Consider the following 23,576-nt stretch of genomic DNA (forward strand, 5'->3'; position numbering starts at 1 on the left):
CCGTGGCGCACGGCTGCGCGCCGCACGTGCCGCTCCACGGCGGTGTCGGCGCCCAGGTCGCCACCGCGGACGGGCTCAACTCCAGCCTGACCGGCGGCCGTTATGCCCTCGCCGCGGCGCGTTCGCGTGTCCCCGGGGGAGCGGGGCTGGGCTCGGTGGAGGAGCTGACCACTCTGGAGGGGCTGCTCGCGGGCATACCCGCCGACGTCCGCGCCGCCTACCACGACCGGGTCCTCGGCCCTCTGGCCGACGACGGCAACGCCTCCTCCCAGATGCTCCGCGAGACCCTGGAGTGCTTCCTCGCCCACAACGGCTCCTGGGCGCGCACCGCCGAGGCCCTGCACCTGCACGTCAACACGGTCCACTACCGCGTCCAGCGCATCGAGGTCCTCACCGGACGCGACCTCTCCCGCCTGGAGCACAAGCTGGATCTGTACGCCGCGCTGCGCTGCCGCTGACGGCCCCGGGCCGGGGGCACCCGCACGGGCGCGGCGTCATGGAATGTGGCTCTATGGGTAGGGAGAGCCTGTTCGTGCGGTTGGCGTGGCCTGAGCGGGAAGGGGCAGGGGATGCAGTCGTGGGCGGCCGGAGTGCTGGAGCCGAGCGGGCAGGGCTGGCTCCAGGCGGGCGAGTTCGGCCTGGCGTTCCTGCTCTCGGCGGCCATCGGCCTGGAGCGGGAGATCCGGCAGAAGGCCGCCGGGCTGCGGACCTACACCACGGTCGGGGTCGGGGCGGCCCTGTTCACCCTGGTCAGCAAGTACGGCTTCACCGACGTCCTGAGCGCCGGGACGGTCGAGCTCGACCCGTCCCGGGTGACGGCGCAGATCGTGTCGGGGGTCGGCTTCATCGGGGCCGGGGTCATCTTCGTGCACCGCGGGTCGGTCCAGGGACTCACCACGGCGGCGACGATCTGGCTGACGGCGGCCGTGGGCGCGGCCGCCGCCGCGGGGCTGCCGCTGCTCTCGGTCCTGGCGACGGCCGCGTACTTCGTCGTCGCCTACGCGGTGCGTCCCCTCGTCCACCGGCTGCCCGCGATGCGGTCCGTGGCGACGACCTTCCGGATCACCTACGAACAGCGGCCCGGGCTCGTGCGGGAGGTCATGGAGCAGTGCGAGCGTGCCGGGTTCACCGTCGCGGGGCTGCAGATGCTCAGGGCGGGCGGCGTCGGGGACACGGCGGAGGTCCTGGTCTCCGCGGTCGGTCGCGGCGACCTGGGCGCCCTCACCGCGCGGTTCGCGGACGTCGCGGGAGTGGTGGCCTGCAACCGGGAGGGCGACCAGGACGAGTGAGGTCGGCCGGGACCCCGAGGCGTCTCAGGCCGGGCGCTCGACGGCGGCCGCCCGTGCCTTTCCGGGCCCACGGGTCGCGAGGAGGCCCAGGAGCACGGCGAAGGTGATCGCGACGATGTGCTCCCGGCCCGCCAGATTCGGTTTCTCGAAGGAGCGGATCACGGTCGGGGTGACGGCGAACAGGAACAGCACGGGCGCCCGCTTGACCGTGGCGATGTGCGCGAACAGGCCGACCACCGCCGCGGACGCCCCGGTGTCGATGACATGGGCCGCCTCCGGCGGGAGCCCCCACCACCGGGGCCCCACGGCGATCATGACGCGGGCGCTGAGCGTGCCCGCGAGCGAGACGGCGTAGGCGACCACCAGCGTCCGGGTGCGGCCGAGCACCAGCTGGGCCAGCGCGAACCCGATGAACAGCACGGGGATGCCGGGCAGGGCGGGCAGGTCGCGGGCCGGGACGAACAGCGAGAGCGGTGTGCGGAGCAGCACGAGCGGGAGCGGGATGTCGCCCCGGACGTGCGAGGTGAGCCGCACCAGCGTCGCCCCGGTGTGGTACTGGTCGACGGCGTGCAGCGAGAGGACCGCCGCCGAGGCGACGATCGCGACGAGGATGCCCGACAGGCCGCGCCGCGCGAGCGCGCGCACGGGCCGCACCACGATGGAGCGGAACTCGCGGAGCAGGTTGCGCCCGAGGAAACGTACGAAGCGCTTGAGGCTGCGTTCGGCTGGGCCGACCGGCCGGGCCACCGGTGCGGCGACGGGGCGCAGCACTTCCACGGCGGCCGGTTCCGGCCGCGCCGCCCGCACCCGGGCTTCCGTGTCCCCGCGCACCATCAACTCCCAGACCCGCTCCGGCCAGGGACTCCCCACCGACCTCCGCTCGATCTTGCCATGGGGCGCACTCGGGTCGGGGCCCGCCCCCGGGACCCATTCGACCAGGTGTGCGGCGCCTTGTCGCGCACGTATATATGGGTGCTTACCCCCATGAAACTGACAGATCTGACTCAAATCGATAATCAGGCCACTCGATGGGGTGAAAGGCGTATTAGGCATAACCCCTCCAGCCCCTCCCGCGTTGATGGCGGTGCGGGCGAGTGGCCCGCGCCGAACTCCGGAAGGCAGGAAACCAATGAGACGGGTCGCCATGAAAGGCCTGGTCACGGCGGTGGCCACGGGCGGTGTGCTGGTCGCGGCCGGCTACGCCTACGCGGACTCCAGCGCCGACGGCAAGGCTGACTCCTCCCCGGGCGTGCTGGCGGGCAACGCCGTGCAGCTTCCGGTGAACGTCCCGGTCAACGTGTGCGGAAACACCGTCGACGTGCTCGGGCTGCTCAACCCCAGCGCGGGCAACACCTGCGCCAACCGCCCGGGCGGGCACCACGGCGCCAAGGGCGGACCCGTGCACGGCGACACCGGCGGAGCCACCGCGACCGGACGCGGAAAGGATTCGCCCGGTGTGGTCTCGGGCAACGGCCTCCAGCTCCCCGTCGACCTCCCCGTCAACATCTCCGGGAACTCGGTCAGTGTCGTCGGCGTGCTGAACCCGGCCGTCGGCAACACCGCGACCAACGGGTCCACGCCGGTCCGCCACCACCCCGCCACGCCGCCCGCCTCGCACCCGGCGCCCGCACCGGCTCCGGCCGCCCCCGCGACCCCTGTGCTGCCCGTGCCGCGGGCGGCCGCCCTGGCCCACACCGGCGCCGACGGGATGGGCCTGGCCGTACCCGCCTCCGCCGCCCTGCTCCTGAGCGGCGGAATCCTCTACCGCAGGTTCCGCGGCGCCACGCGGTAGCGCGCGCGAAGGAGTCGTGGCCCCGGCGCGGATGCCGGGGTCACGTCCATGCCACGGCACGGCTCAGCCGTGCGGGGGCGGGCACGCGACCCGGATCTCCGGACTCGTGTAGGTGTCGCTCGCCGAGTGGAGGCCGCCGCCGTACTCGTAGTAGAGGTACGAGGAGAAGCTCAGGGTCCGCCCGCACGCGGAGTCCGGGGCGACGCGGTAGGTCAGCGTCACCGTGCGGCTCGCGCCGGGGGCCAGCGGAACCGCGTAGTCGAGGCCCAGCCTGGCCGTGTCCGTGCAGGGGTCACCCGCCGCGTCACATGCCACCAGGGTGTACTTGAGGTCGCCCTGCCGGGCGGTCTCCCAGGTCGGCTGGATCGACTGGTAGACGAACCGGATGCCGGTCGCCTGGGTGTTGGTGAGCGTCATCGTCAGGTCCACGGTGGAGCCGGGGACGACCGCGTCCGTGTCGGTGGCGAACGCGAGGTCGGCCGTGTCGGCGTTCGCCGGGACGTCCACGCTGAACAACAGGGCGCCGACGCACGACAGGACCGCGGCGAGGCCGAGACCTACGAGGCGTGTCGTGTTCATGAGCTCGCAGAGTAGAAGCCGCCGCGCCTCCCGTCGCCCCTTTCCGCACAGCACAGCGGGCGGACGGCTCGAAACGCCCGGTACTCGTGGGTAGGGCGGGACGCGTCCCGTTCGGGCGGGTCCGCCCAGTACAGCCCGAGGATCGCGGGGCCCGGCGCCCGACCGCGCGCCGGTCGGCCCCCCTCCGCGAAGGCGCCGCGGAAACGGCGCACTCCGTACTGGCGCCGCTCTCCCCAAGTGAGCTGAGGTTGAGGGCAGTTGGCGGCACGGAGCGGGAACCGGCTTGGCGCCGCGGCGCGTTGGGCAGTCAAGCGTGGGTACGGCTTCGCACGAGCCGACAGCGCGAGCGCATAGGGGGCGGAAGGCGTCATGGAGCAGACGGCCTGGCGATTCTCGGACGACCGCGGACAGGTGTCGACGGCGGCCGCGCCCCCGTCCCGCGTGGTGGCCTACATCCAGGCCGGGGCCACCCTGGAGGACCTGGGGGTCCGGCCGGTGGCGGTGTTCGGGTCCTTTCACGACGGCGCGGACCCCGACCCGGCCAAGTCGGGCGCGCTGGAGCCGGACGAGGTCGGCTATCTGGGAGCGGGAGGCGACCTCGGCGTGGAGGCGCTGCTCGCCCCCGGTCCGGACCTCGTCGTCGCCGTCAGCTACGGCGGCGGCCAGGTGTACGGCCTCGATCCCGAGACGGCCAAGCACCTGGAGGAGCGGGTCCCGGTCGCGGTGCTCGACGTGGGTCAGGCCCGCACGCTCGCGCGCGTACGGCTCCGGTTCGCCGATCTGGCACGGTCGTTGGGGGCCCCGCCCGAGGACGGGACGGCCCTGACCGCGGCCGAGGACCGCCTGCGTGCGGCGTCCGCGCGCGCACCGCGGACGCGCGTCCTCGCGCTCTCCCCGGCGGGCCCGGACGAGGTCCACCTGGCGCGCCCCCAGGCCTGGCCGCAGCTGCGGGACCTCGCGGAGCACGGCGCGGATCTGATCGAACCGGGGGAGGGGGCGGGCGCCAGCTGGCGCACGACGGGGTGGGCGACCGCGGCCGGACTGCGCCCCGCCATGGTCCTCGTGGACGTCCGGTCCAACGCCGCCCCGCTCGAAGCCCTGCGGTCCGACGCGTCATGGCGGGCCCTGGAGGGCGCGGCCCGCGTCGTGCCCTGGAACCCGGAGTCCCCGTGCAGCGCCCGCGCCCACGCGGCCTTCCTCGCACAGGTCGCCGACGCGCTGGAAGGAGTGTGAGCACGCGGTGTCCGGGCGCCCCGGGGGCGTCCATCGGGCGATGGTGCCGAGCCGGTCAACAGCCGGGTGGGCCACACCGGTTGACCCCTCCGCAGCCCGGATGCCCTGGAGGCGCCCATCGGGCGGGGATGTCGAGTCGGTCAACAGCCATGTGGGCGATACCGGTTGAGCCGCTCAGTAAGTCCGGGCGACCCGGAGGCGCGCCACCGGGCAAGGGCGCCGAGCCGGTCAACAGCCGTGTGGGCCAGACTGGTTGACCCCTTACGCAGTCAGGAGAGCCAGACGATGACCACCCTGCCCAGCCGCGTGCCCCTCGACCCCTTCGGGTCGGACATAGCCGCCGAGAGCGCCCGCCTGCGCGCTCTCGGCCCGATCGTCGCGATCACCTTGCCCGGCGGCATCCCCGCCTGGGCGCCCACCCGCTACGACACCCTCAGGACACTGATCCTCGACCACCGCATCAGCAAGGACCCGCGCCGGCACTGGGCGCTGTGGCCCGAGCTGGACCAGCACCCCGACTGGGGCTGGATCCTGGGCTGGGTCGGTGTGATCAACATGCTCTCCAGCTACGGGCCCGACCACACCCGGCTGCGCAGGCTCGTCGCCCCCAGCTTCACCGCCCGGCGCACCGAGGCGATGCGGAGCCGGGTCGAGGCCATCACCGCCGAACTCCTCGACGGGCTCGCCGAAGCCGCCGCCTCCGGTGGTCCCGTCGACCTCAAGGCGGGGTACGCCCACCCGCTCCCGATGCGGCTCATCTGCGAACTCTGCGGTGTTCCCGACCACTTGACGTCGGCGACCGGCCGGCTGATCGCCGCCATCATGGACACCTCCGACCCCAGCCCCCGGCACGCCGCCTTCGTGCAGGAGCAGATCGCCACCGTCCTCCCGGCCCTCGTCGCGTACAAGACCGAGCGACCCGGCGACGACATGACGACCGAGCTGATCAAGGTGCGCAACGAGGACGGCGACCGGCTCAGCGCCGACGAACTGGTCCACACGCTGCTCCTGGTCATCGGCGCCGGGTTCGAGACCACCGTCAACCTCATCGGCAATGCCGTCGTCGCGCTCCTGAGCGATCCCGGCCAGCTCGCGGCCGTCCGCTCGGGGGCCACGACCTGGGGCGCCGCCGTCGACGAGACGCTCCGGGTGCACCCCTCGATCGCCAACCTGCCGCTGCGGTTCGCGGTCAGCGACGTCACGGTCGACGGCGTGACCATCCCGGCGGGCGACGCGATCGTCACCAGCTACGCGGCCGCGGGTCTCGACCCGGCGCGCTACGGTGCCCGGGCGGACGCCTTCGACGCGGCCCGCGGCGCCGACGACCACCTCGCCTTCGGCGTCGGCGTGCACCGCTGCATCGGCGCGCCGCTGGCGCGGATGGAGGCCCTCACCGCCCTCCCGGCCCTCTTCGACCGCTTCCCCGGGATACAACTGACGGTCAAACCCGAGGAGTTGAGTCAGGTGCCGTCCTTCATCGCGCTCGGCTGGCAGGACATCCCGGTGCACCTCGGAACGTAGCTCAGCGCACCGCGACGGGTGACGAGGCGCCCTCGGCGGTCAGCCGGGAAGGGCCGCTGCCGTCGGCCGGGACACTCCACACGTCGCTCGCGCGCCCCTGGCCGCCGGGCAGCGCGTAGGCGATCGTGCCGTCGTCGAGCCAGGCCGCCTGGTCGTCGACGCTCCGCCGCTCGGCGAGGGGGCGTTCGCGCAGCGTCACGAGGTCGAGGACGTACAGCCGCCAGGGTGCGCCGGGGCCGTCCGAGACCCTCTTCTTGAAGGCGACGCGGGTGTTGTCGGGGGAGAGCGAGGGGCATTCCGCGTTCTCCCGCAGGGTCTTGGCCGACCAGGCCGCCATGTCGCCCTCCACGAGATAGGTGCGTCCCTCGGTCGAGACGGTCGCGTAGAAACGGTTGTCGTCCCGGGCGAACGTCACGCCCCAGTAGTTGACGTCGGGCGCGTGGTAGCGCGCTCCGCCGAGCGTGAGGGGGATCTCCTCCATCGACTTGATCAGGTAGCCGGACCGCAGGTCCAGGATCGAGGTACGCGTGGAGAAGGCGGTGGTGGCGTACGAGTCGCCGACCGCGAACACGGTCCACGAGAGCATCCGCCCCGAGGCCGACACCCGGGCCCGGCTGGGGATGCCGGGCACCGCGATCCGGCGCACCTCGCGCAACCGCCGGTCCAGGATCAGGGCGTACGCGTGCGGCGGCACCCCGGGCTCCCGGCGCAGGCACACGGCGGTGTCCCCGGCGGCGTAGAACCGTTCGCACTCCGGGCCGCCGCCCGTGCGGGCACCCCCCGGTGCGCCGAGGGGCCGACGGGCGATGCGTCCGGTGGCGGTGTCGCGGAAGTAGAGGCCCGGCCCTTCCAGGGTGAACGAGCCGTCCGCGGCGGCCGGTTGGGGTCCCCGGTGCGCCGCGTGCAGGACGTAGCCCAGCGACCCCGTGGCGAGCAGCAGAACGGCGACGACCACGACGGCGAGTTTCGCGCGGGGTTTCATGCGGTGGGCCCTTCTGGATCGGGGAGCGTCGAGGTGCCCGGCAGCAGCGCCCAGCCGGCCGTCAGGGACAGGCACAGGGCGCCGGCCGCCACCCACAGCGCGGGGCGCGGTCCCCACACCGTCCAGGCGGCGCCGAAGCCCGCCGTGCCCAGGAGCCGGGTCAGCGCCTGGGCGGTCTGGAGCAGGGCGAGACCGCCGGCCCGGCCGCCCTCGGGGAGCGTGGGGGCGGCCAGCGCCATGAGGACGCCGTCGGTCGCCGCGTAGAAGACGCCGAGGAGGATCAGCACGGGCAGCACCAGAGCCGGGGCGGGCCCGCCGGCCGGGACGAGCAGCAGCGCGTACACGCCGAGCAGTGCGGCATGGCCGTACAGGAACGGCCATGCGCGCCCGACGCGGTCGGCGACGCGGCCCGCGGGGATCGCGAGCAGCAGGTACGCCGCCGCGGAGCCGAGCGGAAGCAGCGGGAACCAGCCGGCCGGGATGCCGAGGCCGCGCTGAAGAAGCAGATAGACGAAGGAGTCCCCGACGGTCGCGGCGCCGAGCAGGGCCGCGGCGTACAGGACGCGGCGGAAGGGCGCGGCGCGCAGGGCGGCAAAGGCCTTGTGCCCACGCCCGGTTCGGGGGCGGGTCACGGCGGCGTCGGCCGGGACGTACAGGACGAGCAGGAGGACGCCGAGCAGGCCCGTGCAGAAGCTGACCACGAACACCGCGTCGTAGGCGTCCGCCGTCGCCCACAGCAGGGCGAACGCGGCGAGCGGGCCGAGCAGCGCGCCCGTGGTGTCCATCGCGCGGTGCACGCCGAAGGCCCGGCCGAGCAGGTGCGGCGGGCTGCTCAGGGCGATGAGCGCGTCGCGGGGCGCGGTGCGGATGCCCTTGCCCACGCGGTCCACGGCGAGCGCCGCCGCGATCTGACCGGTGGCGCCGCCCGCGAGGAGCAGTCCGAGGCGGGAGCAGGCGGAGAGGGCGTAGCCGAGCCCGGCGACGCGTTTGTGCCGTCCGCCGCGGTCGGCGGCGTGCCCGCCCAGGAGGCGTACGACGGCGGCCGCGCCGTTGAACAGGCCGTCCAGGAAGCCGAATTGGAGGGGCGAGAGGCCGAGGCCCACGACCAGGTAGAGCGGCAGCACGGCCGTGACCATCTCCGAGGAGACGTCGGTGACGAGGCTGACCGCCCCGAGTGCGAGAACGGTGGCGGGGACGCGCCGCCCGGGTCCGCCGGCGGCGGACGCAGGCGGCGCGTCCCGGCGACCGGTGGTCGCCAGGTACATCAGTGGCAGGTGTAGTTCGGCGCGGAATCCTTGACCTGGCCGTCGACGCCGACGTAACTCCAGGAGAATCCCTTGTCGTTGAGGTCGAGCTTCAGCACGCCGTACTGGCCGCTGATCCGCTTCTGGCTGTTGGGCTGGACCTGTTCGATGGGGTACGGCTCCGCGCCGCCCATGCCGCCGACGATCTCCACGATGCCGTCGGCGGTCGCCTTCCCGTCCGGGTTCTGCGGGGCGAACCGCTCGTAGTGGTGGTCGTGGCCGTTGAGGACGAGGTCGGCGCCCGCGCCGTACAGGATCTTCCACACGGGCTTGCTGACCGGGTCGTTGCCGTGGCCGCCGGAGGAGTACAGCGGGTGGTGCCAGTAGGCGGCGACGCAGCCCTTGTTGTTGCGGGCGAGGTCCGCCTTGAGCCAGTCGATCTGCGCGGCCTGGTCGAAGGAGTTGGAGTCCAGGGCGATGAAGTGCCAGTTGCCCTCGTCGTAGCTGTAGTAGCTCTTGCCCTGCGGATAGGCGAGGGAGCCGAAGTAGTCCCGGTAGCCGGACAGGGTGCCCGCCGGGTCGTACGTCTCGTGGTTGCCGGGCACGGGGTGCGTCTTCGCCTTGAAGACGCCCCAGGTCTTGTCGTAGTACGTGCGGAAGTCCGCCAGGCGGGCGTCGTCGTACTGGTTGTCGCCCATCGTCAGATAGAACCGCGGGTCGATCTTCTGGGCCAGAGCAGCGGTCTTGGGGTGGGCGCAGTCGCGGTCGGCCGCGGTGCACCGGGCGGCGATGTCACCGGCGGCGACCACGGTGAAGGCCCCGGTCGGCGGGGTGGTGCCGGAAAGGCTGCCGTACACCTCGAAGCTGTACAGCGAGTAGCCGTAGGAGGTGCCGCGGGCCGTGCCGTACACCCGTACGTAGCGTCCCTTGCCGGACAGGCCCGGCCAGTCGTCGGTGCCGCCGTTTCCGGCGGTCTCGGTGGCGAGCGGGGTCCAGGTGGCGCCGTCGGCGGATATCTCGACGCGGTAGGCCTTGGCGTATGCCGCTTCCCAGGTGAGCACGGTGCGGGTGACGTCGGCGGTGGCGCCGAGGTCGACCTGGATCCACTGCGGATCCGTGCCCTCGGCGCTCGCCCAGCGGGTGGTGGCGGAGGCGTCGACCGCGTTCCGCGGGCCGAGGGCGGAGCTCTCGGACGAGGAGGCGGTGGCGGGCCGGTCGCGGGAGATGAGGGGATCGGCGGCGGCCCCCGCCCGGTCCGGCCAGGTGAGCAGCAGACCGGCGACGAGGACGAGGACGGCGACGAGCGCGAGCCCCACGGTGGGGCGGCGCGGTGCCAAGAAGGGCGGAGCGGAGGCGGTCAGGCGCATACCTGGACTCCCTGCCTGGGGGGTGGCGAGAGCTGGACACCGGTGCGCGCGGCGCCGCACCCCCGCCCTTGGGACCGGGCAGGGGGCAACGTCGCGGCGGCCGGATCAGAGCTCTCGCTGAGCGCGTCATGCCCACGGGGGAGTTCGGGCACCGCGCCAAGCCGCCGGGCGCGATCGTATAGGACAGGAAGGTTTCCTACCAGTCCCTCAACCGGCTTGCGCGGCAAGGGACATGGGGCGTCCGGGGCATCGTCGGGCGGTGGCCTCCCGGGACGGGGGTGCGTCGCGGCACGTTCTCTGTGACAGGTCGCAACGCGAATGCCTAGATTGGCCGTTGACGCAGCGCCGTACCTCCAGGAGACACACCCGTGACCGAGAATCCCGCCCCCTCGTCGACGCCCGACCATGTGCGCGACCGCATCAACACCGCACAGCCGCACACCGCCCGGATCTGGAACTACTGGCTCGGCGGCAAGGACAACTACCCCGTCGACCGCGAGGTCGGCGACCAGATCCGCTCGCTGCACCCGGGCATCGGAGACTACGCGCTGGCCGACCGGCTCTTCCTCGGGCGGGCCGTGCGCCACCTGGTGGCCGACCGGGGGGTGCGCCAGTTCCTCGACGTCGGCACCGGGCTGCCGACCGCCGACAACACCCACGAGGTGGCCCAGCGTCTCGCGCCCGACGCCCGGATCGTGTACGTCGACAACGACCCGCTGGTCCTCGCCCACGCCCGCGCCCTGCTGACCAGCACCCCCGAGGGCCGGACCGACTACCTCGACGCCGACCTGCGCGACACCGCGACCATCCTGGAACACGCGGCCAAGACGCTCGACCTGAGCAAGCCGGTGGCCCTCATGCTGCTCGGCGTCGTCATCTTCATCCCGGACGAGGCCGAGGCCCGCGGGCTCGTCCGGGACCTGATGAAGGAGCTCGCGCCGGGCAGCCACCTCGTGCTCTCGCACACCATCACCAGCCCGGCCATGCCCGATGTCGACGCCGCGGTGGCGTTCTGGAACGAGCACGGGACGCCGAAGCTGACCCAGCGCACCCCGGAGCGGGTGGCCGCGTTCTTCGAGGGGCTCGACCTGCTCGAACCGGGTGTGGTGTCGTGCTCGCGCTGGCGCCCGGAGGCGGGCGACACGCTCCCGGACGAGGTGGCGATGTACGGCGGCGTCGGCCGCAAGCGCTGACCCGGCGGCCCGCGACCGCTCCCCTCACGGGCGGGGCTCCTCGCGGCCCGGCGCCCCGCCCGTGTGCAGACTGCCGACGAGCGCGAACAGCGCGGCCTCGTTTCCCGCGAGGCCCGCTCGCGCCAGCGCCTCGTCCGCCTCGGCGATGACGCCTTCCAGGGCGAGCGGGCCCTGCGGGCGGTCCGAGGGCGAGTCGAGGGCCGCGCGCACGGTGCTCAGCAGGCGCAGATACGCCTGGGCGGCGGAGCGTTCATGGGACGTCATCACGGCGGTGGCGGTCATCGGCAGCCTTCCCTCGGCAGTACGGGCTCACCGTTCACGATGCCGTACGCCACTGACAATCGGCCGTCACGGCCCGCTGACGCGCGGCCCGGCGTCGCTCAACCCACCAGTCGCAGGGCCGTGTCCGCGACGCCGAGGCTCACGGACTGACCCCAGGTCAGCTCCAGCGCGTCGCCCTCCATGCCGTCCCCGAACGCGACCAGGCGATCGGACTCGACGGTGACCCGCAGCCGCTGCGCACGGCCCAACTCCCCGTCCACCAGCGAGGTGCCGGTCACGGGGGAGGGCCACGCCTCGCGCACGAACCACACCAGCCGGGCGTCGGCCGGGGCCGGCAGCGCCGGGGCCGGCAGCGCCGGGGCCGCCGCGCGCTGCTCCCACAGCGAGCGCAGCCAGCCCGTGGCGCCCGTGCCCGTGCCCACCAGGACGCCCGAGGAGGCCTGGGCCTCACCGGTGGCGGCCGGGTCGTCGGGGCCGATGCGGTAGCGGGCCGTCTGGTGGCCCGGCGCGCCGAGGTAGATCTCGTTGAGCGCGAGCAGGCGCTGGCGGTCGTCGGTGCGCGCCTCCACCATGGTGAGCTCCTCGACCCCGCAGCCGTGCGAGACGGCAGCGGGCAGCAGTGATGCCGCGGCGGACGCCCGGTGGCGTACCAGCACGCCCGCGTTGCGGCCCGGCTCCGGGTCGATGCCGATGACGGGCTGCCCCGACAGGTACTTGGCGGCGTTGGCCACCAGTCCGTCCTGGCCGACCACCACGATCACGTCCTCCGCGGCGAACAGGAAGCGGTCGAGGTCGGCGCGCTCGACCCGGGCCTGGCGCCACTGCGAGGGCACGGCCGCCGCCACGTCGGCCAGCGCCCGCAGCGCCCGGCGGTGCCGCTCGGCCACCTCGCGGATCGAGCGGCCCCGCGAGGACAGGAAGAAGTCGGCCTGACCGTGCGTGCCGTGCCGGGCCAGCAACTCCTCGTACTCCGAGGTGCGGTGGACCAGCACCGCGCGCGGGGCGAGGCTCACGGCCGTTCCCCGCGGCCGAGCCGGTCCAGCAGCGCGGTGAGCACGTCGGGGGAGAGGGTGAGGCTGTCGATCCTGGGGAGGTTCTCGGCCAGCCGGGTCGCGGCCAGCGCGTGCAGGGTGGCCGCGTCGGTGTCGTCGTGCGCCCTCAGCCAGGCCGCCTGCGCCCCGGCCCGTGCCTCGCCCGCGGCGCGGGCGGCCTCCGCCTCGGCCTGGGCGAGGCGCACGGTGCGGGCTGCCTCCGCCTCGGTGCGGACCGCGTCGGCCGCGGCCGCCTCCTCCGCCTCGCGGCGGGCGTTGGTGCCGTGCTGCTCGACCAACTGCTCCTCGCGCCGGGCCAGTTCGATGCGGCTGGCGAGTTCGTTCTCGGCGATGGTGCGCTCCCGCTCGACGGCCACCGCCCGCCGTTCGTAGGTCGCCCGGTCCGCCTCCTGCTGGATCCGTTCGCGTGCCGGAGTCCGCAGCGCGCGCTCCACCTCCGGCTCGGGGCGGATCGCGACGACCCGTACCGCCACCACCTCGATGCCGATCGCGGGCAGCCGGGGTTCGGCCGCGAGCCCGGCCGCGACGCGCTCCCGTACGGCCGCGACTCCGTCGGCCAGGGCGGCGGAGAGCGCGGTGCGCGCGAGCACGTCGAGGGCGTGCTGCTGGGCCGTCTCCGTCAGCAGCGTCGAGAGCTGCTCCAGCGGGTCGCCGCGCCAGATCCCGGTGTCGGGGTCGATGGAGAAGTCGAGCCGGTCGGCCGCGGTGCCCGGCTCGCTGATCCGGTACGTCACGGTGGCCTGCACGGTGACGTCCTGGAAGTCGGCGGTGCGGGCGTGGAAGGCCATGGCCAGTTCCCGGTCGTTGACCGGCACTTCGGACAGGGCGGCGCTGAGCGGCCGGAACCAGAAGCTCAACCCCACGCCGTCGTGGGCCGGGCGGCCGTTCCGGTGGTGCCGGACGTACGAGGTGGGCGCGGAGCGCAGATGACGCCGCCCGAAGCGCCTGGTGATGTCGGCCATGAGGAGACCCCTTCCTTTTCGTCAGTAGGACGATAGGGGCCCGGCTGCTTATCGTCAAGATGACGTGAACGGCGGGAAGGGTGGCTGGTCCGGCGTGAGTTGGAGTGGGTAGGGGGCGGTCGTGGACATGGTGTCGTTCAAGCCAACTTTGGGCGGTTCTTCGACGGAGGGTTGACCGTCGATTACGCCTGGTGACCAAGGGGCCGTTGTGGCAGGGCGGGCGGCTCAATGTTGGGGGATATCGGGTTATTTCATGACTCTCCGGTCTACACATCAGGGGTCCGTGCGATGAGTGACGGGAGCAGGTATGCGGGACATCAGTCGAAGGGGATTGCTGGGAGCGGGACTTGGAGCGGTCGCCGCGGCTGGGCTCGCCGGGTGCGGCTCGGCAGGGGGTGACGGCACGGGCGGACCGAGTCGGCCGGTGGCCGGACAGGGCCCGGTGAAACCGGGAAAACCGCAGGCCAGGCTGATTGGTGACGGTTCGACCGCGGACACCGGCAAGCAGCCGAACCAGCCCGAGAAGCCCGTTCCGCTCGAACCGGGCGAGACCCCGCCGCAGTTCGTGATCTTCTCCTGGGACGGTGCGGGCGAGGTCGGCAACGGGCTCTTCCCGCGCTTCCTCGAAGTGGCCAGGAACCACGGTGCGGGGATGACGTTCTTCCTCTCCGGCCTGTACCTGCTCCCCGAGTCGAAGAAGGGCCTGTACCGCCCGCCGAACAATCCCGTCGGCGCCTCCGACATCGGCTACCTCTCCGACGCCCACCTCAAGGAGACGCTGAAGTACACCCGCCAGGCCTGGTCGGAGGGCCACGAGATCGGCACCCATTTCAACGGGCACTTCTGCGGCGGCTCGGGATCGGTGGCCAACTGGACCCCCTCCCAGTGGCACAGCGAGATCGACCAGGCCGTCTCCTTCGTCACCGAATGGCGCACCAACACCGGCTGGAAGGACGAGGACCCGCTGCCGTTCGACTACCGCAGGGAGCTCGTCGGCGGCCGCACGCCCTGCCTGCTCGGCCAGGAGCACCTGCTGCCCACCGCGAAGGAGCGGGGCTGGCGCTACGACGCCTCCTCGCCGGGCGGCCGTCAGATGTGGCCGGAGAAGCGCCACGGGGTCTGGGACCTTCCCCTGCAGGGCATCCCGTTCCCCGGGCACTCCTTCGAGGTCCTGTCGATGGACTACAACATCCTCGCCAACCAGTCGAAGAACAGCACCAAGGGCATGCCCTCGCGCTATCCCGGCTGGCGCTCCCAGGCCACCGCCGCCTACCTGGCGGGCTTCAAGCGCGCGTACGAGACCAACCGCGCGCCCTTCTACATCGGCAACCACTTCGAGGAGTGGAACGGCGGCATCTACATGGACGCCGTCGAGGAGGCGCTGAAGGGGATGGCGGGCAAGCGGGACGTACGTCTGGTGTCGTTCCGCCAGTTCGTGGACTGGCTCGACGTGCAGGATCCCAAGGTCCTCGACCGGCTGCGCGCCCTGGAAGTGGGTCAGGCGCCCCCGGGCGGCTGGAACGCCTACTTCAAGGCCGCCTGATCCGCACAGCGGGACTCGGCCGGCGCCGACCGCTGCCGCGGAATGCGCGGGGCGGGCCGCCGAGCACCCCGTGAACGCGGGCCCGCCCGGCGCGAGTTCGCGCACCACGGTCAAGTGGCGCGTACATCGACGGCGTTGGGAGCTCGCCGGGAGGCGCCGACCGCTTCAGTCCTGCGGCGTGGGCCCGGGGCCGGGTGCCCGCACGGCGCGTACGAGAGGTCGCGTCGCGAGGAGCGCGAGACAGAGCCAGAGGGCCGCGAACAGCCAGCCGCCCAGCACGTCGCTCGCCCAGTGGACCCCGAGGTAGACGCGGGAGAGCCCGACCGCGGCGGCCCAGAGCAGCAGCAGCGCGACCGTGAAGCGGGCGCTGGAGAGGCGGGCGCGGGTCAGTACCGCCCAGACGAGGAGCCCGGCGGTGAGGGCGCTCGTGGCGGAGTGCCCGGAGGGGAAGGAGTGGCCGGACGCCGTGGTCGCCCAGTCGACGACGGCCGGGCGCGGGCGGGCCACCAGCGTCATCAGGCCGTATCGCAGCGCCTGGCCGACGAGGAGGACCGCGAGCGCTCCGCCCGCCGCGAACCAGCGCTCCCGGGCGGTGCGGCCCGCGATCAGGCCCGCGACCACGGCCAGGACGTAGGGCGGGACGCCGGTGCCGGTCGCCGTGACCGCCCGGGCGCAGGCCACGGCGACCGGCGGGCGGTGATCGAGGGGCCAGCGGTGCAGGGCCCGGTCGCCGGGCAGCGGCGCCCCGTGCCGCGCGGCGACGAACACCGTGAGCAGCCCGAGGAGCAGAAGCAGCACGCAGGCCGCCGTGCCCGTGCGCCGGGCCGAAGTCATCGAGCGGTCACCAGCGGCCGCAGCCGGGTGTCACCGAGCCGTTCCACGAAGGGCGCGGCCCTGCGCGCCGCGGGCACGAGGACGACCGCCACGGCCGCGCCCACCAGCAGGCCGATCACCACGTCGTGCGGGTAGTGCGCGCCGATCCAGACCCGGGAGGCGCCCATCAGGAGCGCGGCGGGGACCGCGACCGCGCCGAGCGCCCGGTCGGTGAGGAGGACCGCGACGGCGGCCGCGGCGGCGATCGCCGCGTGATTGCTGGGGAACGACCAGTCGCCGAGCGGCGGGCAGGCCTCGACGGTCAGGGTGTGCAGGGTCTGACACGGGCGCTGCTCGTGGACGATCATCTTGAGGACGTCGTTCACCACGTACGCGGCGACCACGACGAGCGGCGCCGCAAGGGCCGTCGTGGTGCGGGCGATGCCGAGCGGGCGGGCCCGCCACCAGGCCAGCACCATCAGCACCGCGAACAGCCCGAGCCCGTAGTCCGACCAGACGGAGATCAGCGTGTCCAGCGGGCCGGGCGCGCGGTGCGCCAGGTCGGTGACCCAGGTGTAGAGGCCGTCGTCGACGTGCATCAGCGGACGTCCTCGGAGGCCGTACGGGCGCGGCGGGCGCGCAGGATCTCCAGGGCGACCGGGGTGAGCGAGACGGCCACGACCAACGCGACGAGCGGCAGCAGATAGCGGTCGATGTTGGGCACGGACGAGCCGAGCGCGTAGCCGCCGAGCACCAGCGCGCAGGTCCACACGAGCCCGCCGACGACCTGCCACAGGGCGAACACCCGGGCCGGCACGCCGAGGGCGCCCGCCAGGGGGTTGAGCACGGTGCGGACGATGGGCACGAAGCGCGCGAGGACGATCGCCTTCGCATGCCCGTACTTGGCGAGCAGTTCCTCGGCGCGGGCCGCGCCCTCGTGCAGTTTGCGGGACTTGCTGCGGGCCAGCAGGGCCCGGCCGCCGCGACGGCCGATCCAGTACCCCACCTGGGCGCCGAGCAGCGCGCCGGCCACCGAGCAGACGAGGACCTGGGGCAGCGAGAGCGACACGGGCCCGTTGCCGCCGGGCACGCACAGCAGGCCCGCGGTGAAGAGCAGCGAATCGCCCGGCAGGAGGAAGCCCACGAGCAGACCGGTCTCCGCGAAGAGCACCACGGCGATGCCCAGGGCGCCGAACGCGGACAGCAGCGAGCCCGCGTCGAGGACGTTCACGGCCTGTGGGGCCGCGGCTGCGAACAGGGGTGCGACAGCCATGTCAGTGGGCCCTCCCATAATGGTGGTCGGGCCGCTCGTCCTGCGGATGCGCGCGGCCCGGCTGACTACAGTGATGTAGACGGTCTACAGCACTGTAGACGAATGAAGCGGGAGGAGTGTTCCATGACAGCCACGGGAGACGTCGGGCACGGGGACGCGCGACGCCCCGCGGGTGAACTGGAAGCCGGTGTCCTCGCCGCGCTCTGGGCCGCCGGAGCACCGCTGACCCCCGGCGAGGTCCAGGCCGAGCTCGGCGGCCGACTGGCCCGCACCACCGTGACCACGATCCTGACCCGCCTGCACGACAAGGGCGCGGTCACCCGCCAGCGCGCCGGGCGCGGCTACGCATATACCCCTACGGAGGACGCGCCGGGCCTGACCGCCCGCCGCATGCACACCGAGCTGGCGAAGGAGGAGGACCGCTCCACCGTCCTCGCCCGGTTCGTCTCCCAGCTCAGCGACGAGGACGAGCAGCTCCTGCGCTCCCTCCTGGAGGACTCGGGGGGCGACGGGCGATGATCTTCTCGGTGTGGATCCCGCTCCTGGTGCCGTTTCTGGCGGTGCCCGCGGCGCGCAGGCTCGCCGACGCGCTGCCGCCCCGGCCCGCCGCCTGGCTGCTCGCCACCGCGGCCACCGGTCTGGCCGCGTGCTCCACCGCGGCGCTGGGCCTGATCGCGCTGGCCGGTGCGCTCCGGCTGCCCTTCTTCGCCTCGCTGGAGAACCTCACTGCCCCGCTGGAGGCGCTCCCGGCCTGGCTCGCCATACCCGCCGCGGCCGTCGCGGCCGTACTGGTCGCGGTGTCGGGGGCCGCCCTGGTCCGCACCGCCCGCCGCCACCTCGCCGAACTGCGCGCCGCCCGCGGCCGGTTGAGGCCCGACGGCGGCGAGCTCGCCGTCCTGCGCGACCCCCATCCGGACGCGTACGCACTGCCCGGCCGACCGGGACGCATCGTCGTCACCACCGGCATGCTGCGCGCCCTCGCCCCCGCCGAGCGGGAGGCCCTGTTCGCCCACGAGCGGGCCCACCTCGTCGGCCGCCACCACCTGTTCCTCGCCGCCGCCGAACTCGCCGCGCACTGCCACCCGTCCCTGCGCTCGCTGCGCGCGCCGCTCGCCTTCGCGCTGGAGCGGTCCGCCGACGAGTACGCCGCGGGAGCGGTGGGCGACCGCAAGCTCGCCGCCCGCGCGATCGGCCGGGCAGCGCTCGCCGCCCGCGCCGCCGCGCCCGGCCCGGCCCGCCCGCGCGCCGTGCTCGCCGCCGCTGCCGGTCCGGTACCGCGCAGGGTCGCGGCCCTGCTCGACCGCCGCCCCGCGGCCCGGCTGCCCCGCTCACGCGGCGCCCGCCTGATAGCGGCCGTTCTCCTGGGCTGCCTGTGTGCCTCGGCCGCCTCGGCGATCGAGGCCGCGGCCGATCTGCACGGAGGCATCGAGATAGCCCAGGGAGAGGCGGGCCGCTGAGGGTGGCGGGCCCCGGCCGCTACGACCGGGCGTGACGGATCGGGCATCCCCGCGAGGGGGCGGAGCGTGCACCTGCCCGCCTGCGGGAGGAGACCCTCCCCGAATGGGGCTCCGCCGGGCTCCGTGACCCGTACGGCCCAGCAACGCTGCGGGTCGGAGCCGTCCGCCCCGGAGAGTGGATCCCGAGCCCATCGCCCCCACGCTCCGGGAGTAGCCATGACCTGCCTCAGCCGACGCGACCTCGGCCTGCTCGTGCTGCGCGCCGGCACCGGAGCGGTACTGATGGCGCACGGCGCCCAGAAGCTCTTCGGCTGTTTCGGCGGCGGCGGGCTAGAAGGCACCGCCGTCGCCATGGAACACATGGGCTTCAAGCCCGGCAAGCAGAGTGCGATCGCCGCCGGGCTCGGCGAGATGGGCGGCGGCGCCCTGCTCACCATCGGCCTGGCCACCCCGGCCGCCGGAGCGGCCGCGGCCGGGGCCATGGCCGGCGCGGTCTCCGTCCACGCGCCGGCCGGCTTCTTCGCCCAGGGCGGCGGCTTCGAGTACCCGGCCTTCCTCGGCTTCACCGCGGCGGCGATCGGCCTCGCCGGCGCCGGGCGCTACTCCCTCGACCACGCCACGGACCACGTACTCGACCAGCCCTGGACCGTGGCCCTCGCCTTCCTAGGCAGCGCCGTGGCGGCGGCCGCCGTGGTCGGACGCCGGGCCAAGGACCAGGCCGAGTCGGAGGTCGAGACGTTCGACTGAGGCGCCCCGCACCGGCGTCCCGCGGCCCGCGCTCGGCCCCGACGGGCCGATGCCCCGCGTCTTCGGAGCAGGCCCGGCCCGCTCGCCCGCCGTCGGACGAGCCGTTTGCGGCATCGGCGGTCACGAACGTTTCAGGAACCTCAGAAAGAACGCCGCGAACACCGGGACGATCCCGACGTTCACCATCAGCCGCTCCCACGGATGGTGCCTGAAGAAGAGGACGTCCACGCCGACCACGACGGCCACCAGCGCGAACACATACAGCGCGACGACTGCCTGTCTTCCCATACCTCTTTTGTACAACGCGCGGTCGCGACGGGATTCGGCCACGACACTGCGGGCCACGTCGAAGCCACCGGCTCCCGACGCGGGGACCGTGCCGTGGGCCCCGCTCGTGATCGCGCATGTGCACCACCCTCGGGGGTCCGGCCGTCGTGTCCGGTGTTTCCCTGACCGCGAGTTGGCGGAGAAGGCACCGCAGTGACGGTGATCACGGCGATGCCGCGACGCACGTTGCGTACGCTGGCACCGGCGTCACGGTGGGGAGCGAAGAGGGCCGGACCGGTCCTCGCGATCCGGTCCGACACCGAGTCGTAGGAGTCGGCGCGTGGTCGACGGGGGTCCCGGGAGGTCTCGGGTCCCTGGCCGGACGCGCGCCTGCGCCGTAAACTATGGAAACCGCACTTGACCTGCGTGAATGCAGGCAGGGAGCCTAGATCCAGGAGTACCTCGATGCAGCGCACCATGTTCAAGTCCAAGATCCACCGAGCGACCGTGACCCAGGCCGACCTCCACTACGTGGGTTCGGTCACCGTGGACGCCGAGCTGATGGAGGCGGCCGACCTGCTCCCCGGCGAGCTGGTCCACATCGTCGACATCGACAACGGCAACCGCCTGGAGACGTACGTCATCGAGGGCGAGCGGGGGTCCGGGGTCATCGGCATCAACGGCGCCGCCGCCCACCTCGTGCACCCCGGCGACCTGGTGATCCTCATCAGCTACGCCCAGGTCGACGACGCCGAGGCGCGCGCCCTGAAGCCGAGCGTGGTGCACGTGGACGCGGCCAACCGGATCGTCGAGCTCGGCAGCGACGCCTCGGCGCCCGTCCCCGGCAGCGACCAGCGGCGCAGCCCGCACGCCAGGATTCCCGTCCAGAGCTGAACCGGCCACCACCGAAGAGGGCCCCGCACCATGGCAGAGATCCGCGACGACCGTTCCCAGGGGCTGCTCACGGCGTTCGAGGGCGGTGAACCGGGCGGTCGCATCGTCTACTTCACGCTCGACGGTCAGCAGGCCGCACTGGCGGCGGTGCACACCGTCGTGGAGCGCGCCCACGAGCGCCGGGGCATCGCGGGCGCTCTGGTACGGGAGTTCTACGCCATGGCGGCGCGCGAGGGAGTGCCGGTCGTCCCGCTCTGCCCGTACGCCGCGCAGTGGGCCGAACGCCACCCGGACGAGGCGCCCGCCGCCCCGGCCGCACTGGTCGAGGCCGCCCGCGCCCGGGTCGCCGCGGACCCGGAGCTCTGGTGACCCTGCTCGCGCTGCTGCACACCTCGCCGGTCCACGTTCCGGTCTTCGACGCCCTGCGGGACCAGGAGGCCCCGGGCCTCGAACTGCGCCACCTGGTTGACGAGCAACTCCTCGGCCGGGCGCGGGAGTCGGGGCCCCAGGCCGTGGCCGGAGCCGTCACGGCGGTCCTCGCGGAAGCGGTGGCCCGGGGTGCGGACGCCGTCCTGTGCACCTGCTCCACGATCGGCGGCGTCGCCGAAGCGGCCTCGGCCGCGCTCGGCGTGCCGGTACTCAGGGTGGACCGGCCGATGGCCGCGGAAGCGGTGGCCCACGGCCCCCGGATCGCCGTGGTCGCGGCGGTCGAGTCCACCCTTGGACCCACGGTCGAGCTGATCCGCGAAGAGGCCGGGCGGCCCCTGGCCGTGCGCACGGTCGTGGCCGAGGGCGCCTGGCCGCACTTCGAATCGGGCGACACGGAGGCGTACCTGGCGGCCGTCGCCGCGACGGTGGACGCGCTGACGGACGTGGACGTCGTCGTGCTGGCGCAGGCCTCGATGGCCCCCGCCGCCGCGCGGACGTCGATCGGCGTCCCGGTGCTCTCCAGCCCCCGCGCCGGACTGCGGGCGGCGGCGGCCGTGGTGGACGGCGGCGCGGGCCGATCCGGGCGGGGCGGCGCGACCCGGACGGGTTGAACCAGCGGGCGCCGGGAAGGCGCGCGAGTGAAGCTGGACGCAGACCCCGAGGAGGCTCGCCATGACCGTCCCGCATCCCGACCCCAGCCCGCCCTGGCCCACACCGCTGCCCGACCCCGAACCGGGGCCGCTGCCCGGACCTGGCCCGGGTCCCGATCCCACCCCGCCGGGGCCCGGACCTGGCCCCGGTCCCGACCCCGAGCCGCCGAGCCCGGGGCCCGATCCGAGGCCGCCGCAGCCGGGCCCCGACCCGGACCTCCCGGATCCCGTGCCGCAGCCGCCCGGCCCGGACCCCGTACCGGGCCCGCCGGAGCCCAAGCCGGCGGGCTGACCGCGGGCGGCCCGCCGGACCCACCAGGGGCGCCCCGAGCCAACCGGCCGACCGCGCCCCGCGGGTCAGCCCGCGCTCACCTCGGAGCGGTCGCCGCCCCACAGCGTGTGGAACGAGCCCTCCCGGTCCGTGCGCCGGTAGGTGTGCGCGCCGAAGAAGTCACGCTGGCCCTGGGTGAGCGCCGCCGGGAGGCGTTCGGCGCGCAGCGCGTCGTAGTACGCGAGCGCCGCCGAGAACCCGGGGACCGGCACGCCCTGGCGGGTCGCCGCCACGACGACCGCGCGCCAGTCGTCCTGCGCCGCCCCGATCTCGTCGCCGAACCGCTTGTCCGAGAGCAGGCTCGGCAGGTCGGGCTGTGCGTCGAAGGCGCCGCGGATCCGGTCGAGGAACGCGGCCCGGATGATGCAGCCCGCCCGCCAGATCGCGGCCACCGCGCCCGGGTCGACGTCCCAGTCGTAGGCCTCGCTGCCCGCCTGGATCTGGTGGAAGCCCTGCGTGTACGACACGATCTTCGACGCGTACAGCGCCTGCTCGACCTGCGCGGCGAAGGCCGCGGCCTCGTCCTCGCCCAGCGGTGTGGCGGCCGGACCGGTCAGGGAGCGGGCGGCCTCGCGCAGTTCGGCGTGGCCGGACAGGGAACGGGCGAACACGGCCTCGGCGATGCCCGACACGGGGACCCCGAGGTCGAGCGCGATCTGCACCGTCCAGCGCCCGGTGCCCTTCTGCTCGGCCTGGTCCTGGACCACGTCGACGAACGGCTTGCCGGTCGACTCGTCGACATGCGCGAGCACCTCGGCGGTGATCTCGATCAGATAGGAGTCGAGACGGCCGGTGTTCCAGCCCCGGAACGTCTCGGCGATCTTGGCAGGGGAGTAGCCCGCGACCGCACGCAGCAGGTGGTACGCCTCCGCGATGAGCTGCATGTCGGCGTACTCGATGCCGTTGTGCACCATCTTCACGAAGTGGCCTGCGGCGTCCGGGCCGACGTGGGTGACGCACGGGGCGCCGTCCGGTGCCTTGGCGGCGATCCGCTCCAGGAGGGGGCCGAGCGACGCGTACGACTCGGCCGAGCCGCCCGGCATGATGCTCGGTCCGTGCAAGGCGCCCTCCTCGCCGCCCGAGATGCCGACGCCCACGAAGTGGATGCCGCGCTCGCGCAGCTCGCGCTCGCGCCTGCGGGTGTCCTCGAAGTGGGCGTTGCCACCGTCGATGATGACGTCGCCCTGCTCCAGGAGCGGGGCGAACTCCTTGATCACCGCGTCCGTCGGCTCACCCGCCTTCACCATGATGACGAGGCGGCGCGGGCGCTCCAGGGCGGCCACGAAATCCTCGGGCGACTCGGCCGCGACGAAGCTGCCCTCGGTGCCGAACTCCTCGACCAGGGCGCGGGTCCTGGCGGCCGTCCGGTTGTGGACGGCGACCGTGAAACCGTTGCGCGCGAAGTTGCGGGCGAGGTTGCGGCCCATGACCGCGAGTCCGGTGACGCCGATCTGGGCTGTTCCACTCATGCGTGTGCTCCTGGATCCTCGGGGTTCGCGGCGCCACGAGCGGCCCTTGCGGCGCGCGGTTGACGCCCACCCTACGGAACGCCGCACGTCATCCGGCACGGTCCTGGTGCCCGACACGGCCGACGAAGGTCCCGGCCCCGCTGAGGCTCGTCCTCCGCTTGTCCGACCCCTTGTCATGAGCAGTTCGCAGCCCCTACTTTGGCGGCT

General features: G+C 73.7%; 26 protein-coding genes. 13 read left to right on the forward strand and 13 right to left on the reverse strand.

Features of this window, described 5'->3' with window-relative positions; translation table 11 throughout:
• Positions 1-2 precede the first annotated feature (2 nt).
• Both AC07F3_RS03315 and AC07F3_RS03320 read left to right on the forward strand, forming a co-directional pair.
• The gene (locus tag AC07F3_RS03315; protein ID WP_479109937.1) at positions 3-458 is read left to right on the forward strand and encodes a PucR family transcriptional regulator; all 456 of its coding nucleotides are present in this window, start codon (positions 3-5) and stop codon (positions 456-458) included.
• A gap of 111 nt (positions 459-569) precedes the next feature.
• The gene (locus AC07F3_RS03320; RefSeq protein ID WP_479109938.1) at positions 570-1,289 is read left to right on the forward strand and encodes an MgtC/SapB family protein; all 720 of its coding nucleotides are present in this window, start codon (positions 570-572) and stop codon (positions 1,287-1,289) included.
• Positions 1,290-1,313: 24 nt separating this feature from the next.
• Here AC07F3_RS03320 and AC07F3_RS03325 read toward each other — a convergent pair whose 3' ends face one another.
• Complete coding sequence (locus AC07F3_RS03325) at positions 1,314-2,159, reverse strand: hypothetical protein (RefSeq protein WP_479109939.1); 846 nt, start codon at positions 2,157-2,159, stop codon at positions 1,314-1,316.
• A gap of 259 nt (positions 2,160-2,418) precedes the next feature.
• Between AC07F3_RS03325 and AC07F3_RS03330 the strand changes: the two genes are divergently transcribed.
• Positions 2,419-3,081, forward strand: a complete 663-nt coding sequence (locus tag AC07F3_RS03330) for a chaplin (protein ID WP_479109941.1) — start codon at positions 2,419-2,421, stop codon at positions 3,079-3,081.
• A 63-nt stretch (positions 3,082-3,144) separates the two neighbouring features.
• Here AC07F3_RS03330 and AC07F3_RS03335 read toward each other — a convergent pair whose 3' ends face one another.
• Positions 3,145-3,660 (reverse strand): hypothetical protein, encoded by a 516-nt coding sequence (locus AC07F3_RS03335; protein ID WP_479109943.1) that lies wholly within the window; start codon positions 3,658-3,660, stop codon positions 3,145-3,147.
• Between the two features lie 369 nt (positions 3,661-4,029).
• Between AC07F3_RS03335 and AC07F3_RS03340 the strand changes: the two genes are divergently transcribed.
• Positions 4,030-4,893 (forward strand): TroA family protein, encoded by an 864-nt coding sequence (locus AC07F3_RS03340; protein WP_479109945.1) that lies wholly within the window; start codon positions 4,030-4,032, stop codon positions 4,891-4,893.
• A gap of 285 nt (positions 4,894-5,178) precedes the next feature.
• Positions 5,179-6,414: a cytochrome P450 family protein gene (locus tag AC07F3_RS03345; RefSeq protein WP_479109947.1), complete on the forward strand. Its 1,236-nt coding sequence runs from the start codon at positions 5,179-5,181 to the stop codon at positions 6,412-6,414.
• A 1-nt stretch (position 6,415) separates the two neighbouring features.
• Here the strand turns inward: AC07F3_RS03345 and AC07F3_RS03350 are convergent, their stop codons facing one another.
• From AC07F3_RS03350 to AC07F3_RS03360, 3 genes are read right to left on the reverse strand one after another with little or no spacing between them, the layout of a single operon-like run.
• Positions 6,416-7,396: a TolB family protein gene (locus tag AC07F3_RS03350; protein WP_479109949.1), complete on the reverse strand. Its 981-nt coding sequence runs from the start codon at positions 7,394-7,396 to the stop codon at positions 6,416-6,418.
• The gene (locus AC07F3_RS03355; protein WP_479109951.1) at positions 7,393-8,661 is read right to left on the reverse strand and encodes an MFS transporter; all 1,269 of its coding nucleotides are present in this window, start codon (positions 8,659-8,661) and stop codon (positions 7,393-7,395) included. Before AC07F3_RS03355 ends, AC07F3_RS03350 begins: the two co-directional genes overlap by 4 nt.
• Positions 8,661-10,007 (reverse strand): discoidin domain-containing protein, encoded by a 1,347-nt coding sequence (locus AC07F3_RS03360; RefSeq protein ID WP_479109953.1) that lies wholly within the window; start codon positions 10,005-10,007, stop codon positions 8,661-8,663. Before AC07F3_RS03360 ends, AC07F3_RS03355 begins: the two co-directional genes overlap by 1 nt.
• Positions 10,008-10,375: 368 nt before the next feature.
• Between AC07F3_RS03360 and AC07F3_RS03365 the strand changes: the two genes are divergently transcribed.
• The gene (locus AC07F3_RS03365) at positions 10,376-11,200 is read left to right on the forward strand and encodes an SAM-dependent methyltransferase (RefSeq protein WP_479109955.1); all 825 of its coding nucleotides are present in this window, start codon (positions 10,376-10,378) and stop codon (positions 11,198-11,200) included.
• A gap of 24 nt (positions 11,201-11,224) precedes the next feature.
• Here the strand turns inward: AC07F3_RS03365 and AC07F3_RS03370 are convergent, their stop codons facing one another.
• The 3 genes from AC07F3_RS03370 to AC07F3_RS03380 form a co-directional block, all read right to left on the reverse strand.
• Entirely contained in the window at positions 11,225-11,482 is a 258-nt protein-coding gene (locus AC07F3_RS03370) for a hypothetical protein (protein WP_114039442.1), read from the reverse strand.
• Positions 11,483-11,580: 98 nt separating this feature from the next.
• Positions 11,581-12,495, reverse strand: a complete 915-nt coding sequence (locus tag AC07F3_RS03375) for an NAD(+)/NADH kinase (protein WP_479109957.1) — start codon at positions 12,493-12,495, stop codon at positions 11,581-11,583.
• Positions 12,492-13,496, reverse strand: a complete 1,005-nt coding sequence (locus tag AC07F3_RS03380; protein ID WP_479109959.1) for an SPFH domain-containing protein — start codon at positions 13,494-13,496, stop codon at positions 12,492-12,494. Before AC07F3_RS03380 ends, AC07F3_RS03375 begins: the two co-directional genes overlap by 4 nt.
• Before the next feature lie 307 nt (positions 13,497-13,803).
• Here AC07F3_RS03380 and AC07F3_RS03385 point away from each other — a divergent pair, with 307 nt between their 5' ends.
• Complete coding sequence (locus AC07F3_RS03385; protein ID WP_479109961.1) at positions 13,804-15,039, forward strand: polysaccharide deacetylase family protein; 1,236 nt, start codon at positions 13,804-13,806, stop codon at positions 15,037-15,039.
• A 165-nt stretch (positions 15,040-15,204) separates the two neighbouring features.
• Here the strand turns inward: AC07F3_RS03385 and AC07F3_RS03390 are convergent, their stop codons facing one another.
• From AC07F3_RS03390 to AC07F3_RS03400, 3 genes are read right to left on the reverse strand one after another with little or no spacing between them, the layout of a single operon-like run.
• Positions 15,205-15,873 (reverse strand): phosphatase PAP2 family protein, encoded by a 669-nt coding sequence (locus tag AC07F3_RS03390; RefSeq protein ID WP_479109963.1) that lies wholly within the window; start codon positions 15,871-15,873, stop codon positions 15,205-15,207.
• The gene (locus AC07F3_RS03395; RefSeq protein WP_479109965.1) at positions 15,870-16,451 is read right to left on the reverse strand and encodes a phosphatase PAP2 family protein; all 582 of its coding nucleotides are present in this window, start codon (positions 16,449-16,451) and stop codon (positions 15,870-15,872) included. Before AC07F3_RS03395 ends, AC07F3_RS03390 begins: the two co-directional genes overlap by 4 nt.
• Positions 16,451-17,125 (reverse strand): DedA family protein, encoded by a 675-nt coding sequence (locus AC07F3_RS03400; protein ID WP_479109967.1) that lies wholly within the window; start codon positions 17,123-17,125, stop codon positions 16,451-16,453. The genes AC07F3_RS03395 and AC07F3_RS03400 overlap by 1 nt, the downstream gene beginning before the upstream one ends.
• Before the next feature lie 123 nt (positions 17,126-17,248).
• Here AC07F3_RS03400 and AC07F3_RS03405 point away from each other — a divergent pair, with 123 nt between their 5' ends.
• The 3 genes from AC07F3_RS03405 to AC07F3_RS03415 all read left to right on the forward strand — a co-directional run bounded on the left by AC07F3_RS03405 (position 17,249) and on the right by AC07F3_RS03415 (position 19,329).
• Complete coding sequence (locus AC07F3_RS03405) at positions 17,249-17,644, forward strand: BlaI/MecI/CopY family transcriptional regulator (RefSeq protein ID WP_479109969.1); 396 nt, start codon at positions 17,249-17,251, stop codon at positions 17,642-17,644.
• Positions 17,641-18,582 carry a M48 family metalloprotease gene (locus AC07F3_RS03410; RefSeq protein ID WP_479109971.1) on the forward strand — a complete coding sequence of 314 codons (942 nt, stop codon included), beginning with the start codon at positions 17,641-17,643 and terminating at the stop codon, positions 18,580-18,582. Before AC07F3_RS03405 ends, AC07F3_RS03410 begins: the two co-directional genes overlap by 4 nt.
• Before the next feature lie 216 nt (positions 18,583-18,798).
• A complete protein-coding gene (locus AC07F3_RS03415; RefSeq protein ID WP_479109973.1) occupies positions 18,799-19,329 on the forward strand; it encodes a DoxX family protein in 531 nt (176 codons plus the stop codon).
• A gap of 120 nt (positions 19,330-19,449) precedes the next feature.
• On the opposite strand, the gene AC07F3_RS03420 is transcribed toward AC07F3_RS03415, so the two are convergent.
• On the reverse strand, positions 19,450-19,617 hold the full coding sequence (locus AC07F3_RS03420; RefSeq protein WP_479109975.1) for a hypothetical protein: 168 nt from the start codon (positions 19,615-19,617) through the stop codon (positions 19,450-19,452).
• 444 nt (positions 19,618-20,061) lie between these two features.
• Here AC07F3_RS03420 and panD point away from each other — a divergent pair, with 444 nt between their 5' ends.
• From panD to AC07F3_RS03435, 3 genes are read left to right on the forward strand one after another with little or no spacing between them, the layout of a single operon-like run.
• Positions 20,062-20,490 (forward strand): aspartate 1-decarboxylase, encoded by a 429-nt coding sequence (gene panD / locus AC07F3_RS03425; protein WP_479109977.1) that lies wholly within the window; start codon positions 20,062-20,064, stop codon positions 20,488-20,490.
• 30 nt (positions 20,491-20,520) lie between these two features.
• Positions 20,521-20,859 (forward strand): GNAT family N-acetyltransferase, encoded by a 339-nt coding sequence (locus AC07F3_RS03430; protein ID WP_479109979.1) that lies wholly within the window; start codon positions 20,521-20,523, stop codon positions 20,857-20,859.
• 2 nt (positions 20,860-20,861) lie between these two features.
• Entirely contained in the window at positions 20,862-21,530 is a 669-nt protein-coding gene (locus tag AC07F3_RS03435; RefSeq protein ID WP_479110599.1) for an aspartate/glutamate racemase family protein, read from the forward strand.
• A 396-nt stretch (positions 21,531-21,926) separates the two neighbouring features.
• Here the strand turns inward: AC07F3_RS03435 and gndA are convergent, their stop codons facing one another.
• On the reverse strand, positions 21,927-23,369 hold the full coding sequence (gene gndA, locus AC07F3_RS03440; protein ID WP_479109981.1) for an NADP-dependent phosphogluconate dehydrogenase: 1,443 nt from the start codon (positions 23,367-23,369) through the stop codon (positions 21,927-21,929).
• Between the last annotated feature and the right edge of the window lie 207 nt (positions 23,370-23,576).

Source organism: Streptomyces sp. NPDC045846, assembly GCF_056431605.1.